A 14,703-nucleotide genomic window follows, 5' to 3' on the forward strand; every position below is an offset into this window, starting at 1 on the left:
TTCTCCGTTCATGCCCGCATCAATGGGAGTGCTCGGCCGTGGCCTTGCCCAGCTCGGCCTTGAGCATGAAGCTGCCCTCGGCCACGTAGGATTGGCCGGGCTTGAGGCCTTCGAGCACCTCGGTGGTCTTGCCGTCGGCGCGGCCCACGCGCACCGGCTGGGCGCGAAAGCCCCCCTGCACGGGCACGAAGACCACGGTCTGCTGCTCCATCTTCTGCAGTGCCTGCGTGGCCACGGCCAGCGGCGCCTGCCGGGACGATGCCGTCAGCTCCACGTTCACGAACAGGCCCGGGCGCCACACGCCGTCGGGGTTGGGCAGGGTGATGCGCGCGGGGGCCGTGCGCGTGTCCTGGCCGATCAGGGCGCCCACATAGGCCACCTCGCCCGTGGCCGAGGAGTCGAAGGCCGTGGCGCGCACCGTGGCTTTCTCGCCCACGCGCACGGCGTGCAGGTCGGGCGCGGCCACGCGCATCTCGGCCCAGACGCTGCGCAGGTCGGAGATGGTGAAGACCTGGGTGGTGTCCTGCACGGCCTCGCCCACGGACAGGTGCTTTTCCACGATCACGCCGTCAAACGGCGCGCGCAGCTCGAAGCGGTTGAGCCCGCCCGCACCACCGCCGGCACCGGCGCCCGTGGCGGCCAGCTTCTGCTGGGCATTGGAGACGGCGATCTCGGCCTCGCGCAGCGCCTGGCGCGCCTGCAGGTAGTCCTGCTCGGCCGAGACCTTCTCCTCCCACAGCTGCTTTTCACGTGCGTAGGTGGTGCGGGCCAGCTCCAGGCGCTTGCTGGCGGCCAGCAGTTCGCTGCGCTGCTCGGACACGGCGGCGCTGCTGAGCACGGCCAGCAACTGGCCCTTCTTCACGTTCTGGCCCAGGTTGGCGGGAACGCTCTCGGCAATGCCGGCCACGCGCGGCACGACGTGGGCCGTGCGGTCTTCATTGAAGCGGATCTCCCCGGGCAGCTGCAGCACGGAGCGCACGGTGGCCGGGCCGGCCTCGGCCAGGCGCACGCCGGCCGCCTGCATGCGCTGGGCGTCCATGGCGATCAGGCCTTCCTCGTCGCCATGGCCGGCTTCTGCAGCCGGTTTGGCGGCAGGTTGGGCGGCGGGCCTGGCCTCGGCTTTTTCCGCCTTGGAATCTTCATGGTGTTCATCGTCGGCATGGCCTTCGTCGTGCTTGTGGCCATCGGCCGCTGCGGCGGCGGTGGCACCGTGGTGCTCGCCATCGGCATGACCTGCGGCCTCGCTGTGGCCGTGGCCATGGCTGTCGGCCTTGGCAGCGCCCGGCGTGCCGCTGCGCAGGATCAGCGTGGCGGCCAGCGCGCCCAGGGCCAGGATGACGGCGATGGCCACGAGGGTGCGGCGCGGTGCCAGGGGAGAAGAGGAGGGCTTGGTGTTCATGGTCTGGATGCAATCAGGTTGCTATCGGAATCAGAGGCCGGATTCGGTGCCCAGCAGGCGGTCGATGTCGGCGGCGGCGCGGTGGGTGGCCAGCAGCTGGTCCAGGTACTGGCTGCGCGCCTCGGACCAGGTGCGTTGTGCGTCCAGCACGTCGAGGTAGCCGAACTTGCCCAGCGCAAACCCGCGCGAGGCCAGCTCGTAGGCCGTGCGCGCCGTGGGCAGCACCTCCTCGGCCAGCTGGCGCGCCTGCTCGCGGCTGGCCTGCAGCAGCTCGCGCGCCTCGAACAGCTGGGCCTGCAGCTGAACGCGCGTGGCCAGCAACTGCTCCTCGGCCTGGTCGGCCAGGCGCAGGGCCTGCAGCTGGTTGCCCCGGTTGCTGTCGAGCACGGGCAGGGGCACGGAGACGCCGACCACGAGCTGGTTGCGCCCGACTTCGGTGGCGCGCTTGACGCCCAGGCTGACGGTGGGATCGGGCAGGCGCCGCGCACGCTCCAGGTCGGCCGTGGCGCGGCTTTGCTCCAGCGCCTGGCGCGCACGCAGCACGGCGGGAGCCTGTTCGATGCGCTGCTGCAGGGCTGCCAGCTCAGGCAGCTGGGGCAGGGCGTCCACCGCGCCCTCGGCCTGGCCGAAGGGGCGCACTCGCTCGCCCCACAGCGCCTGCAGCTGGCCGCGCGCCACGCGCAGGCCCGAGCGGGCCTGGGCCTGCTCCAGGCGGGCGCCGGATTCGGCCACGCGGGCCCGGGTTTCCTCCAGCGGCGCCACCTTGCCGGCCGCCACGCGCCGGGCTGCGGCCTCGCGCGCGCTGCTGGCGATCTCCAGCGTCTGCCCGGCCAGGACCACGCGTTGCTGCGCAGCCAGCACGCCGAAGAAGGCCGTGCCCACGTCGGCGCGCAGCGCAGCCTCGGCCCCCGCCAGCTCGGCCTGCGCCAGGTCGCGCCCGCGCTCGGCCACGCGCATGCGGGCCTCGCGCTTGCCGCCCACTTCCAGGGTCTGGTTCAGCTGCACGGTCAGCGTGCGGGTGCTGCGGCGCGTGTCCTCCTGCGACCAGGCCAGCTCGGGGTTGGGCCGGGCACGGCTTTGCAGCACGGCGCCATCGCTGGCCTCCAGCGCACGGCGGGCCGCACGCAGGCCGGGGTTGCCGTCCAGCGCCAGGGCCAGGGCCTGCTGCAGGTCCAGCGGCGGGCCAGCCGGTGTGGACTCGGAAACAGCGGCTGCAGATGGCGCAGCCGCATCGGCAGGCTCGCCCGCCTGCACGGCGCCGCAAGCGGTCAGCACGGCCATCACCAGCAGGGCGCGCGGCCCGGGCCAGGCGCTCCATGGTGCGTGGGAAGCCGTCCTCGACGGAAAGGACGAAGGGAAAGACATACACGGACTCCTTGCCCGCGCGCGGGTCAGGCCTGACCGTTCATCAGCCGGTCAGGCCGCTGCGGCGGGCGCGCACGGCCCATGGCCGCTGAGCGCGAGGGGATTTCAGGGGAATGCCGGTCCGGGGCAGAAACAGGGCCATGCCCGGCCGGCGGCTGCAGGGGGCGTCAGCCCTGCCAGCGGGGCCGATCGGGGCGCAGCAGCACGGCCGAGGCATGGCGGCGCAGCGGCTCGGCGAATGGCATGGGGGGAGGCGCCACCGGCGCGGCCTTGGCGTAGTGGGTGGCGACGGCTACCCAGGCATGGCACATGGAGCAATCGACGCTGAGCGACGACGGCTGGCCCTGGTCCGCCTTCTTTGCCGGTTGCCCCGGTTCGGCGCCAGCGCCCGGATCTGCGTTGGCATGGCGCTCGGCGCCCATGCCATGCAGGCTCACGCCGTGGACATGGTGGCCGAAGTGCCGGGTCTCATGCCCGTCGTGCCGGCACAGTGCAGCGGCCGCCATCCAGCTCCACTGGAACAGCAGCGCGATCACGAGGACGGCGAGGGCGGCGAGACGGGGCCGGGTCATGGAGGAGGGCATGGGGCAGGTGGGGATTGTCGTGCATGGCGTTTGCCCACAACCACGACTCCCCCAAGCCGGCGAGTCTAGGGCCGTGCGGCGACCTGTGGCTGTCGGGCACATGACAAATTTGTCATCTTGGCAAACCATGCCCTTCCCCGACAATGCTCGGCATGAAAGTCCTGGTCATCGAAGACGAAATCAAGCTGGCCGACTACCTCCGCAAGGGCCTGACCGAGGAGGGGTTCGTGGTCGATGTCGCGCACGACGGCATCGACGGCCTGCACCTGGCCACGGAGCTGGCCTACGACCTCATCGTGCTCGACGGCATGCTGCCCGGCATCGACGGCCTGGCCGTGCTGGCGGCGCTGCGCCAGTCGCGCCAGACGCCGGTGCTGATGCTGACGGCGCGCGGCCAGGTGGAGGACCGCGTGCGCGGCCTGCAGGGCGGCGCCGACGACTACCTGGTCAAGCCCTTTGCCTTCTCCGAACTGGTGGCGCGCATGCATGTGCTGCTGCGCCGCAGTGTCGGCACGGCGCATCCGGCGGCCGAGGCCACCATGCTGCGCATGGCCGACCTGGAGCTGGACCTGATCCGCCGACGCGCCACGCGCGCCGGCCAGCGCCTGGACCTCACGGCCAAGGAATTCAACCTGCTGAGCCTGCTGCTGCGCCGCCAGGGCGAGGTGCTGTCGCGCACCGAGCTGGCCTCCCAGGTCTGGGACATGAACTTCGACAGCGAGACCAACGTGGTCGAGGTGGCGGTGCGCCGCCTGCGCCTGAAGCTGGACCAGCCCTTCGCGCAGCCGCTGCTGCACACGGTGCGCGGCATGGGCTATGTGCTGGAGTCGCGCGCACCGTGAACGCCAAGGCCCCCGCCGACATTCCCCACCTGGGCCGGCGCCTGTCGCGCTGGCTGGCGCTGCAGACCATGCTGGGCCTGGGCCTGGTGTGCGCGGCCGTCTACGGGGTGGCCTCGATGACGCTGGAGCAGCACCAGCACGAGACGCTGGACCTCAAGCAGCAGGCCGTGCTGCACCTGATGACGGAAAGCCGCAGCGCCCACAACGAGGCCGGTCTGGCCCACATGCTGGACGACTTTCTCACGGGCCTGGACGAGATGTCGCTGCGCATCACCGACCTGCAGGGCCGCGTGATCTACGAGCGCCTGCGCATTCCCAAGACGCCGGGCCGCACGCTGCAGCGCAGCTTCGAGGTGGTGCTGGCCGACAGTGGCCAGCATGCACAGGCCCAGCTCACCCTGGACCGCGCCGACGATGACCGGCAGCTGTCCCTGCTGGCCTGGACGCTGGCCCTGGCCGCCGTGGGCGGCGCGCTGCTGGTGTCGTTGACCGGCATCTGGCTGGTGCGCCTGGGCCTGGCGCCGCTGCGCGAACTGACCGAGCAGACGCGCAAGCTGTCGGCCCAGGACCTGCAGCGGCGCCTGGACGACAGCGGACAGCCGCAGGAGTTGCGCCCGCTGATCGCGCAATTCAACGCCTTGCTGGAACGGCTGGCCGTGGCCTACCGGCAGATGGAGGCCTTCAACGCCGACGTGGCCCATGAGCTGAACACGCCGCTGACCACGCTGATCAGCAGCTGCGAGCTGGCCCTGCGCAAGCCGCGCAGCGAGGCCGAGCTGCGCGAGGTGCTGGCCTCCAACCTGGAGGACCTGCGGCGCATGGCCGGCATCGTGGCCGACATGCTGTTTCTCTCGCAGGCCGACCGGGGCCAGGGCGCGCGCCTGGCGCCCTGGGCCAGCCTGGCCGCGCTGGCCCATGAGGTCATCGACTTCCACGAGGCCGCGCTGCAGGAGGCCGACCTGCAGGTCGTCGTCCAGGGCGACGCGGCCGCCGAGGTCGATGCGCGGCTGCTGCGCCGGGCGCTGTCCAACCTGCTGGGCAATGCCACACGCTATGCACAGCGCGGCTCCACCATCACCGTGCAGATAGGCGCACGGCCCTGTGCCCACCACGGTGGCGCCGGTGATGTGGCGCTGGCGGTGCTCAACCGGGGCCCGACCATAGCCCCCGCCGACCTGCCGCGCCTGTTCGACCGCTTCTACCGGGCCGACGCCGCGCGCAGCCAGGCCGACCGAAACCATGGCCTGGGCCTGGCCATCGTGGCCGCCATCGCGCGCATGCACGGCGGGCGCTGCTTTGCCGAGTCCGAAGGCGGCTCCACGCGCATCGGCCTGGAGCTGCCCGACAGCCCGAGCCCGCCGCGCGATTCCCCGGCCTGAACACAGGCACCGGAGCGGCGGCACAATGGCGCCCCATGACGCAAGACGCCCCCTCCTCCTACGCAACGCTGCTGGCCGAAGGCAATGCCCTGGTGGCCCAGGCACAGCGGGCCGCCACCCAGGATTTCGCCCAGGCCCGGGCGCTGTGGCAGCAGGCCGGCAAGCAGTTCTACCTGGCCCACAAGGCCGACCCCGACCAGGCCGAGGGCGCGTTTCGCCTGGCCCAGGCCTGGATGGCCGAAGCCCATGCGCTGCAAAAGGAAGAATCGCCAGACGCCGTGGTGATGTGGCGCAACGCCGCCGCGCAATGCGAGCTGGCGTTCGACCTGGAACCCGAAAACGGCCGCCTGGCCATGACGGCCGCCAGCTGCCACATGTTCGGCGGCCAGCATGACGCGGCCAAGGCCTGGCAGCAGATCGGCCAGCACCTGCTGCCGCCGGCGCCCGAAGGCGACGGCGCCTGAAGCCAGGCTACAGCGCGATCAGCTTGAACACGGCCCGCGCCGTGCACACGGCCTGGCCCGCGCTGTCCAGCACATTGCCCTCGCAGAACACGGTGCGCGCGCCTGCGCGCAGCACGCGGGCCTCGATCAGCAGGTCGGTGGTGGCCGAGGCGAGGAAATGCGTGCTCATCTCGATGGTCACCACGCCCAGCCCCAGCGGGTTGGACGAGCGCGCGGCCGCGCTCAGCGTGAAGTCCAGCGCGCTCATCAGCGCGCCGCCATGGCCATGCCCCCGGCTGTTGGCCAGGTGCGGGCGCATGGGCAGCCGCGTGCGCGCCAGGCCGGGCGCCAGGCTCACGGGCTCCAGGCCGATATGGGACATGAAGGGCACGTCGATGCCGAAGTAGCCGCGCGCCAGCGCAGCGGCCTCCAGGTCCGGGGCGGTGGAGATTCCAACGGCGTTCATCCGATCTCCGCAATCGCCTGGCCTTCGGCCACCGGCTCGCCCACGGCCACGAGCATGCGGCGCACGACGCCTGCCACCTCGCTTTCCACGGGGATCTCCATCTTCATGGACTCCACGATGATGAGGGTGTCGCCCAGGGCGACGGTGCCGCCTTCGGCGGCTTCCACAGCGGCCACGAGGCCGGCGATGGGGCTTGTGATCATGTTCGGGGTGGTGGTCATGGGTAGGGCTTTCAAAGGTGGGCCAGCACGCGCTGGGCGATGCCGGTGTCGATGCGCAGGTCCAGGAAATCGGCGTGGCCCAGGATGCGTTCGATGAAGGGGATGTTGGTCTTCACGCCCTCGATGCGGGTCTGCGCCAGGGCCTGGCGCAGCCGTGCGATGGCCTGGGTGCGGTCGCTGCCATGGGCCACGAGCTTGGCGACCATGGGGTCGTAGAAGGGCGTGACGCTGCAGCCCTGGGCATAGCCGGTCTTCACGCGCAGGCCTTCGCCCTGGGGCATCTCGAAGCGGTCCAGGCGCCCCGGCGAGGGCAGGAAGCGCACGGGGTCTTCGGCATAGATGCGCGCCTCGATGGCATGGCCTCGGGCCACGGGTTCGGCGGGCAGCACCTCCCGCATGCGCTCGCCGGCGGCCAGGCGGATCTGGGCCTCGACGATGTCGATGCCCGTGATCTCCTCGGTCACCGCATGCTCGACCTGCAGCCGCGTGTTCATCTCCAGGAAGACAAAGCCGTGCTGCGGCGTGTAGAGCATCTCCACGGTGCCGATCACGTCATAGCCCGTGCGCGCCAGCAGGCCGGCCAGCAGTTGCCGCATGTCGGCCAGGGCCTGCGCGGGAATGCCTGCGGGGCGGGCCTCTTCCACCACCTTCTGGTGGCGGCGCTGCACCGAGCAGTCGCGCTCGAACAGCACGCGCACCTCGCCATGGCGGTCGGCCAGCACCTGGAACTCGATGTGCCGCGGCGCCTCGATCAGCTTTTCCAGGTACAGCTCGGCCGTGCCGAAGTACTTGGCGGCAATGCCGCTGGCCTTGGACCAGGCGGCCTCCAGCTGCGGTGCATCGTGCGCGGGCAGCATGCCGATGCCGCCACCCCCGCCTGCGGGCTTGACCAGCACGGGAAAGCCGATGCGCGCCGCCTCCGCCTGCGCCTCCTGCACGCTGTGCAGCACGGCCGAGCTGGCCGCCTGCGGCATGCCCTGGGCGGCCATGAAGGCCCGCGCCTGGGTCTTGTGGCCCAGCGTGCGTATCCAGTGCGGCGAGGGGCCGATGAAGCACAGGCCCTGGCGCTGCACGGCCTCGGCGAACTCCGCGTTCTCGGAGAGAAAGCCGTAGCCCGGGTGCACGGCATCGGCCCCCGTCTCGCGCGCCACCTGCAGCAGACGCGCCTGGTCCAGATAGCTTTGCGCGGCGGGCGCAGGGCCTATGCACACGGACTGGTCGGCCGCGCGCACATAGGGCAGGCCGGCATCGGCTTCGGAGTACACGGCCACGGATTCAAGGCCCATGCGCCGCAGCGTGCGGATCACGCGCGCGGCCACGGCGCCCCGGTTGGCGACCAGCACGCGGCGGATGGGGTGCGGGGCGCCGCTCATGCCGCCTCCGAGGAGACCGCTGGCGCGGCGGCCACGGCCACCACCGCATCGACGATGACCGGCGCCTGCGCGCCGCGTGCCACGAGCACGGGATTGGCATCGACCGACTGCACGCGCCCGCCCTGGGCCAGCATCCAGTCGCCCAGCCTCACCATCATGGCGGCCACGGCGTCCAGCTCCACGGCCGGCATGCCGCGCACGGCCCCAAAGGCCGGGGCGATGGACAGGCGCGCAAGGGCATCCAGCGCCTGCCGCGCACTGAAGGGAGCCACGAGGAACTGCACGTCCCTGAGCGCCTCCACCAGCACGCCGCCCTGGCCGACCATGACCACCACGCTGAACTCGGCATCCACATGGGCACCCAGCGCCAGCTCGAAGTCGGCCTTGTGCTGGGCTCCCAGCAGCAGGCCGCCATCGGCCGCGCCCAGGCGGGCCAGCGTGGCGGCGAAGTCGCCAAAGGCCTGCAGCGCCTGCTCCGCCTCGCGGATGTTCAGCCGCACCAGGCCATGCTCGGACTTGTGCGAGAGATCGGCGGACACGCCCTTGGCCACCAGGGGCCGTGGCAGGGACTCGATGGCGGCGCGCACCTCGTCCCCGCTCCTGCAGACCAGATGGCGCATCACCGGCAGGCCGGCGCGGGCGAGTTCGGACAGGCTGGAGGGCTCGTCAAGCGTGAGGGAGCGGGAGGCCGCCACCGGCACCGATGCCTCGGCAGATGGCACCTGTGCCTGCCTGCCACCGGCCTGCTCGGCCAGCAGCGCCAGGCCGCGCATGGCGGCGCGTTCGCTCCAGAAGGTGGGCACGCCCTGGTCCTGGAAGGCCTGGGCCACCCAGTCCTGGTTGACGCTGACCGCAATGGGCACGCCGGTGTCGCGCGCAAAGCGGCTGGCCTGGCCCGCGAAGTCGGCGAAGTCATAGCCCTCGCCGCCGATCGGGAAGCCCACGTGAACGAGGTCCGCCGCACCGCTGCCCGACAAGGCCCGCAGCGTGTCGCCAAAGGTCTGCGGCCTGCCCAGCAGGGCCGTGGTCATGTCGATGGGATTGCGCGCCGTGACATAGGACGGCAGGGCCTGGGACAGGCCGTCCAGCGTGGCGGCATCGAACGGCTCCAGGGCCAGGCCGTATTCCTCGGCCGCGTCGGCCGACAGCACGCAGGTGGCGCCCGAATTGCTGATGCTGACCACGCGGCGACCGCGCGGCGCAGGCTGGGACAGGAACAGCGGCGCGTAGTCGATCAGCTCGCGGAAGTCGGCCAGGCGCGGTATGCCGTGCTGGCGCAGGAAGGCATCGGCCAGCGCGTCCTCGGCCGCCAGCGCGCCCGTGTGCGAGCTGGCCGTGGCCTGGCCTGCGCGCGTGCGGCCGGCCTTCACGGCCAGGATGGTGACGCCGCGCGCATGCGCCAGGCGCGCGGCCTCGGCCAGCCAGGCGCTTTGCCTGAGCGTCTCGATGTAGAGCACGACCAGGCGGATGCCTTCGTCCTCGACCACGGCGCGCACGGCCTCGGCTGCGCAGACATCGGCCTCGTTGCCCGTGGACAGCATGTAGCGCACGCCGATGCCCGCGCGGCGCAGGCCGCCGTAGAGAATGGCCGCGCCCGCGCCGCTCTGGCTGACGATGGCCACGGGGCCGTCGGCCGGCGCGTTCTCGTTGATCATGGTCGAGAAGTTGAGGATGGCGCCCGTGGCGAAGTTGGCCACGCCCTGGCAATTGGGGCCGAACAGGCGCAGCCCGCCGCCTGGCGACCGGCGCGCCCGCGCCACCAGGTCGGCCTGCTGCCGGCGGCCCTCCTCGCCCAGCTCCGCAAAGCCCGAGGAATAGATCACGGCCAGGCGCGCGCCCACGGCCACGCAGTCGTCGATGGCGGCGGCCACGTCCTCGCCGGGCAGGCTGATGACCACGGCGTCGGGCGCCTCGGGCAGCGCGCGCAGCGAGGGGTAGGCGGCCAGGCCCTGGACCTCGGCGCGCTTGGGATTGACGGGCAGGATGCGGCCCGCGAAACCATGGCGCCGCAGGTAGTCGATGGGCCGGCCACCGGCCTTGATGGGGTTGTCGGAGGCGCCGAGGATGGCGACGGAGCGGGGGTTCAGTGCTTGCAACAGTGACATGCGTACCTCATCAATCCAGGGAAAGTGCTTCGCGCTGGATCACTTGCCCCCAGTCGGCCACTTCCTTGGCGATGCGCTGGCCGAACGGCGCGGGCGGCATCATCACGGGCTCGCCCTGGCTGCTGAGCACGGCGCGGATGCGTGCGTCCTGCAGCACGCCCCTGGAGGCCTCGTAGAGCCGGTTGACGATGGCCGGCGGCGTGCCCGCAGGCGCCAGCAGGCCGGCCCAGAAGGTGACGTCGAAATCGGCATAGCCGGCCTCGGCCATGGTGGGCACCTCGGGCAGCTGCTGCATGCGCCGGGGCGCGGTGACGGCCAGCGCCACGAGCTTGCCGCTGGCGATGTGGGGCAGCGCGCTCCAGGTGTCGAACTGCGTGTCCAGCTCGCCGCTGAGCACGGCCATCTGCGCCTGCGATGCGCTCTTGTAGGGCACATGCGTGGTCTTCACGCCCGTGCGGTTGCTCCAGGCCGCATAGGCCAGGTGGGCGATGTTGCCGGGGCCGGCAGAGCCGTAGCTGAGCTTGTCGGGATGGCCCTTGGCGAAGGCGATCACATCCTTGGCCGAGCGGATCTGGTGCTTCTGCGCCCACTCGGGGTTGACGGTGAGGATGAAGGGCGCATCCAGCACCATGGTGATGGGCGCGAAGTCCTTGGCGCGGTAGGTGATCTTCTTGTAGATCTGGGGGTTGATGGTGATGCTGCTGGAGTTGGTGACCAGCAGGGTGTAGCCGTCGGGCGCGGCGCGGGCCACCTCGCCCACGCCGATGGCGCCGTTGGCGCCGGGCTTGTTCTCCACCACCACGGGCTGGCCCAGCGACTTGCTCAGCGGCTCGGACAGCGCGCGTGCAATGGTGTCGGTGAACGAGCCTGCAGGAAAGCCGACCACGATGCGCACGGGGCGCGTGGGCCATTTGTCCTCCTGGGGGGCCTGGGCCTGGGCCGCCGTCGCGGCGCAGATGGTCAGGCACGGCGCCAGGCACAGGGCCAGGGCGGTGCGGCGCGAGGGCGCGCGCGGTTGTCTGGTTGCCATTGCTTTGTCTCCTTGGGTTTTTTATGCGTTCAGGGCCGCAGGCCGAACTGCGGCGCTCCGGCCTCGCGCAGCGGCGCGGCCAGTTCCACGAATTCGCTGAGCAGGGCGCGCGTGTCGCGCGGATCGATCACCTCGTCGATGCCGAAGGCCTCGGCCGTGCGGAAGGGCGAGGTCAGGCTGCGCACGCGCTGCTCGATCTCGGCGCGCTTTTGCACGGGATCGTCGGCGCCTTCGATCTCGGCCTTGTAGGCCACCTCCAGCCCGCCCTCGATGGGCAGCGAGCCCCAGTTGGCCGAGGGCCAGGCATAGCGGAAGTTGAAGCGGCCCATGTGCTGGTGGCCGGCCGCCGCCACGCCGTAGGCGCGGCGGATGAGGATGCTGCACCAGGGCACGGTGGCCTGGTAGACGGCGGCCAGGGCGCGCACGCCGTAGCGCATGACGCCGGCCTTCTCGGCCTCCACGCCGATCTGGAAGCCCGCGATGTCCACCAGGTTGACCACGGGCAGGTGGAAGGTCTGGGCCATGTCCACGAAGCGCGTGAACTTCTCGGCCGAGGGGCCGTCCCAGCCGCCGCCGTAGAAGTACGGGTCGCTGGCCACCACGGCCACGGGCCAGCCGTCGATGCGCGCCAGCCCCGTGACGATGGCCCGGCCCCAGTGGCGGCCCGTCTCCAGGAAGGAGCCCTCATCGACCAGGCATTCGACGATGGGCCGGATCTTGTAGACCTTGCGGCCATCACGCGGAATGGCCGACAGCAGCCATTCGTCGCGCCGCCGCGGATCGTCCTGCGGCGCGGTGCGCGCAGGCAGCTCGTACACCGACGATGGCAGGTAGGACAGGAAGCGGCGCACGCGCTCGAAGGCCTCCTGCTCGGTGGCCACCTCGTCATCGACCACGCCGTTGCGCGTGTGCACCTGGCTGCCGCCCAGCTCGTTCTTGGTCACGTTCTGGCCGATGCGCGCCACCACGGGCGGGCCGGCATTGAACAGCTGGGCGGTCTCCTTGACCATCACCGAGTAATGGCTGGAGGCCACGCGCGCCGCGCCCATGCCGGCCACCGAGCCCAGGGCCAGCGAGACCACGGGCACGGTGGACAGGTTCTGCACCACCTGGCTCCAGACCTTCATGGTGGGCACGCTGGTGTAGCCCTTGGTCTCGATGTTGCGCACCGAGCCGCCGCCGCCCGTGCCGTCCACCAGGCGCACCATGGGCAGGCGCAGGTCGTGCGCCATCTTCTCGGCAAAGATCAGCTTGTCGCCCACGGCGCCGTCGTTGGCGCCGCCGCGCACCGTGAAATCGTCGCCCACCACGACCACGGGCCGCCCGCCCACGCGCGCCCGCCCCATGATGAGGTTGGAGGGCGTGAAGTCCGTCAGCCTGCCCAGGCCGTCGTACTGGCCCGAGCCGGTGAGCGAGCCCACCTCCACGAAGGACTGCGCGTCCGTGCAGGCATCGATGCGCTCGCGCACCGTGAGCTTGCCCGCGGCCTTGTGCCGCGCCACCTTGTCCTCTCCGCCCAGTTTGGCCGCCAGTGCGCGGCGGTATGCGATCTCGTCCACTTCGGGTTGCCAGCTCATGTCGTCGTGTCTCCTTGTGCCTGTGGAGATGCACAAGGCGTGCCAGAACGCAGCGCGTTGAATTCAAAGGATTTTTTCCACAGCCGACCTTCACGTGTCCACATCAAGGACAGCCTCGAAGACACGGGTTGGGCACTGTCTTTCATGGAGACACCACGGGGACAGACCCGTGGCCTGCGCGCCGCTAGAGTGCGTTCACCCCAGCCACTGCCCGCCATGCCCATGTCCAGCTCCCCCGACCACCGATTCGGCGTTCTCGTCTGGCGACGCGACTCGCCCGAGCCCGTGGCGCGGCTGGGCCTGGCGCAGGAACCGCTGCTGCATGCAGCGGTCACCGAAGCCCTGGCCCGCGCGCACGGCGACGGGCACAACCCCATCGGCCATGGCCAGTTGCTGCACGTGGAAACACCGGGCCCGCGCGGCACGGTGGCCCGCCATGTGGCCGTGGTGCTGGCCGATGCCGAGGGCGAGGTCGCCCTGCTGCGCCCGGCCGACGAGGCGGCGGCGCTGTTCGACATGGTGGCCAGCGTGCCCTTCGCCTTCGCCATCCTCAACATGTTCCTGACCAACCCGTACCAGGCGATCACGGTGGCCGACCATGAAGGGCTGATGCGCTACATCAGCCCCGTGCACGAGAAGTTCTTCGGCCTGGCGCCCGGCACGGCCGCAGGCCGGCGCGCCGAGGACGTGATCCCCAACTCGCGCCTGCCCCACGTGGTGCGCAGCGGCCGGGCCGAGATCGGCGACCTGCAGCAGCTGGGGCCGGGCGTGAGCCGCATCGTCAACCGCATGCCGGTCTACGAGGGCGGCGCCGTGGTGGGCGCCGTGGGCCAGGTCAGCTTCAGCGGCGTGGAGGCACTCAACCGCATGCAGCAGCGGCTGAACCAGCTGCATGACGAGGTGCAGCACTACAAGCGCGAACTGAGCCAGTTGCGCGGCGGCACGCCCACGGCGCAGATGGTGGGCGCCAGCGCCCCCATGCAAAGGCTGGCCCGCGAGATCGAGGCCGTGGCGCGGCTGGACGTGCCCGTGCTCATCCTGGGCGAGAGCGGCAGCGGCAAGGAGCTGGTGGCCCAGGCCCTGCATGCGCGCGGGCGCGATGCCGACGCGCCCCTGGTCAGCCTCAACCTCGCGGCCCTGCCGGCCACGCTGATCGAGTCCGAGCTGTTCGGCTACGAGGCCGGCGCCTTCACGGGCGGGCGCCGGCAGGGCCAGCCCGGCAAGCTGGAGCAGGCCGAGGGCGGCACGCTCTTCCTCGATGAGGTGGCCGACATTCCCATGGAAATCCAGGTCAAGCTGCTGCGCGTGCTGGAGGACCGCCAGGTGCAGCGCCTGGGCGCGCACAGCGGCCGGCAGGTGAACTTCCGCATCGTGGCCGCCACGCACCGCGACCTGCGCGGCCTCATCGACAGCGGGCGCTTCCGGCTGGACCTGTTCTACCGCCTCAGCGGCGTGGTGCTGCATGTGCCGGCCCTGCGCCAGCGCCTGGAGGACATCCCGGCCCTGGTGCAGCGCTTTGCCCAGTCGTTCTGCGAGCGCAACGGCATTGCTCTGCCCCGCATCGCGCCTGGTGTCATGCCCTACCTGGCCCGCCAGGCCTGGCCCGGCAATGTGCGCCAGCTGCGCCAGCGCGTGGAAGAGGCCCTGGTGTTCTGCGACGGCCACCTGCTGGGCGTGGACAACTTCGCGCGCCACGAGGACCCGCTGGCCGGTGCACGGCCTTTGCCCGTTGCAGAGGCAGACATGCCCTCCACCGGCGCCGTGGCCCCGCTCAAGGACCAGGAGCGCAATGCCATCCTCGACGCCATCGCACGCTGCGGCGGCAACAAGAAGCTGGCCGCGCAGGAGCTGGGCATCTCGCGCTCCTATCTGTACAAGGTGCTGGGCGCGGCAAGCCAGGGCTGATCCCTGCGGGCCCA

Annotated in this window: 13 protein-coding genes; 4 read left to right on the forward strand and 9 right to left on the reverse strand. The window is 71.3% G+C overall.

The window, feature by feature from the left end:
* Nucleotides 1-19: 19 nt before the first annotated feature.
* The 3 genes from INR38_RS08770 to INR38_RS08780 form a co-directional block, all read right to left on the reverse strand.
* Entirely contained in the window at nucleotides 20-1,399 is a 1,380-nt protein-coding gene (locus tag INR38_RS08770; protein WP_207443265.1) for an efflux RND transporter periplasmic adaptor subunit, read from the reverse strand.
* Between the two features lie 30 nt (nucleotides 1,400-1,429).
* A complete protein-coding gene (locus INR38_RS08775; RefSeq protein ID WP_034390009.1) occupies nucleotides 1,430-2,764 on the reverse strand; it encodes a TolC family protein in 1,335 nt (444 codons plus the stop codon).
* Between the two features lie 167 nt (nucleotides 2,765-2,931).
* On the reverse strand, nucleotides 2,932-3,336 hold the full coding sequence (locus INR38_RS08780) for a hypothetical protein (protein WP_063328026.1): 405 nt from the start codon (nucleotides 3,334-3,336) through the stop codon (nucleotides 2,932-2,934).
* Nucleotides 3,337-3,500: 164 nt separating this feature from the next.
* On the opposite strand from INR38_RS08780, the gene INR38_RS08785 reads away from it, so the two are divergent.
* The 3 genes from INR38_RS08785 to INR38_RS08795 are packed head-to-tail and all read left to right on the forward strand — an operon-like array spanning nucleotide 3,501 to nucleotide 6,033.
* A complete protein-coding gene (locus tag INR38_RS08785; RefSeq protein WP_207475800.1) occupies nucleotides 3,501-4,190 on the forward strand; it encodes a heavy metal response regulator transcription factor in 690 nt (229 codons plus the stop codon).
* Complete coding sequence (locus INR38_RS08790; protein WP_207443267.1) at nucleotides 4,187-5,569, forward strand: heavy metal sensor histidine kinase; 1,383 nt, start codon at nucleotides 4,187-4,189, stop codon at nucleotides 5,567-5,569. The genes INR38_RS08785 and INR38_RS08790 overlap by 4 nt, the downstream gene beginning before the upstream one ends.
* A 35-nt stretch (nucleotides 5,570-5,604) precedes the next feature.
* Nucleotides 5,605-6,033: a hypothetical protein gene (locus INR38_RS08795; RefSeq protein ID WP_013804407.1), complete on the forward strand. Its 429-nt coding sequence runs from the start codon at nucleotides 5,605-5,607 to the stop codon at nucleotides 6,031-6,033.
* A 7-nt stretch (nucleotides 6,034-6,040) separates the two neighbouring features.
* Here INR38_RS08795 and INR38_RS08800 read toward each other — a convergent pair whose 3' ends face one another.
* Genes INR38_RS08800 through INR38_RS08825 form a run of 6 tightly spaced genes read right to left on the reverse strand, consistent with a single transcriptional unit; the run spans nucleotide 6,041 to nucleotide 12,784 of the window.
* Entirely contained in the window at nucleotides 6,041-6,478 is a 438-nt protein-coding gene (locus tag INR38_RS08800) for a PaaI family thioesterase (RefSeq protein ID WP_012203025.1), read from the reverse strand.
* The gene (locus INR38_RS08805; protein WP_012203026.1) at nucleotides 6,475-6,699 is read right to left on the reverse strand and encodes an acetyl-CoA carboxylase biotin carboxyl carrier protein subunit; all 225 of its coding nucleotides are present in this window, start codon (nucleotides 6,697-6,699) and stop codon (nucleotides 6,475-6,477) included. Before INR38_RS08805 ends, INR38_RS08800 begins: the two co-directional genes overlap by 4 nt.
* Nucleotides 6,700-6,710: 11 nt before the next feature.
* Nucleotides 6,711-8,072 (reverse strand): biotin carboxylase N-terminal domain-containing protein, encoded by a 1,362-nt coding sequence (locus INR38_RS08810; protein ID WP_207443268.1) that lies wholly within the window; start codon nucleotides 8,070-8,072, stop codon nucleotides 6,711-6,713.
* Complete coding sequence (locus INR38_RS08815; RefSeq protein ID WP_207443269.1) at nucleotides 8,069-10,177, reverse strand: acetate--CoA ligase family protein; 2,109 nt, start codon at nucleotides 10,175-10,177, stop codon at nucleotides 8,069-8,071. Before INR38_RS08815 ends, INR38_RS08810 begins: the two co-directional genes overlap by 4 nt.
* Before the next feature lie 10 nt (nucleotides 10,178-10,187).
* Nucleotides 10,188-11,207 (reverse strand): tripartite tricarboxylate transporter substrate binding protein, encoded by a 1,020-nt coding sequence (locus INR38_RS08820; RefSeq protein ID WP_016451976.1) that lies wholly within the window; start codon nucleotides 11,205-11,207, stop codon nucleotides 10,188-10,190.
* A 29-nt stretch (nucleotides 11,208-11,236) separates the two neighbouring features.
* Entirely contained in the window at nucleotides 11,237-12,784 is a 1,548-nt protein-coding gene (locus INR38_RS08825; protein WP_012203030.1) for a carboxyl transferase domain-containing protein, read from the reverse strand.
* 222 nt (nucleotides 12,785-13,006) lie between these two features.
* Here INR38_RS08825 and INR38_RS08830 point away from each other — a divergent pair, with 222 nt between their 5' ends.
* On the forward strand, nucleotides 13,007-14,689 hold the full coding sequence (locus INR38_RS08830) for a sigma 54-interacting transcriptional regulator (protein WP_207443270.1): 1,683 nt from the start codon (nucleotides 13,007-13,009) through the stop codon (nucleotides 14,687-14,689).
* Nucleotides 14,690-14,703: the final 14 nt, after the last annotated feature.

The sequence above is a fragment of the Delftia sp. SD018 genome, from assembly GCF_017355445.1.
GTDB lineage: Bacteria > Pseudomonadota > Gammaproteobacteria > Burkholderiales > Burkholderiaceae_C > Comamonas > Comamonas acidovorans.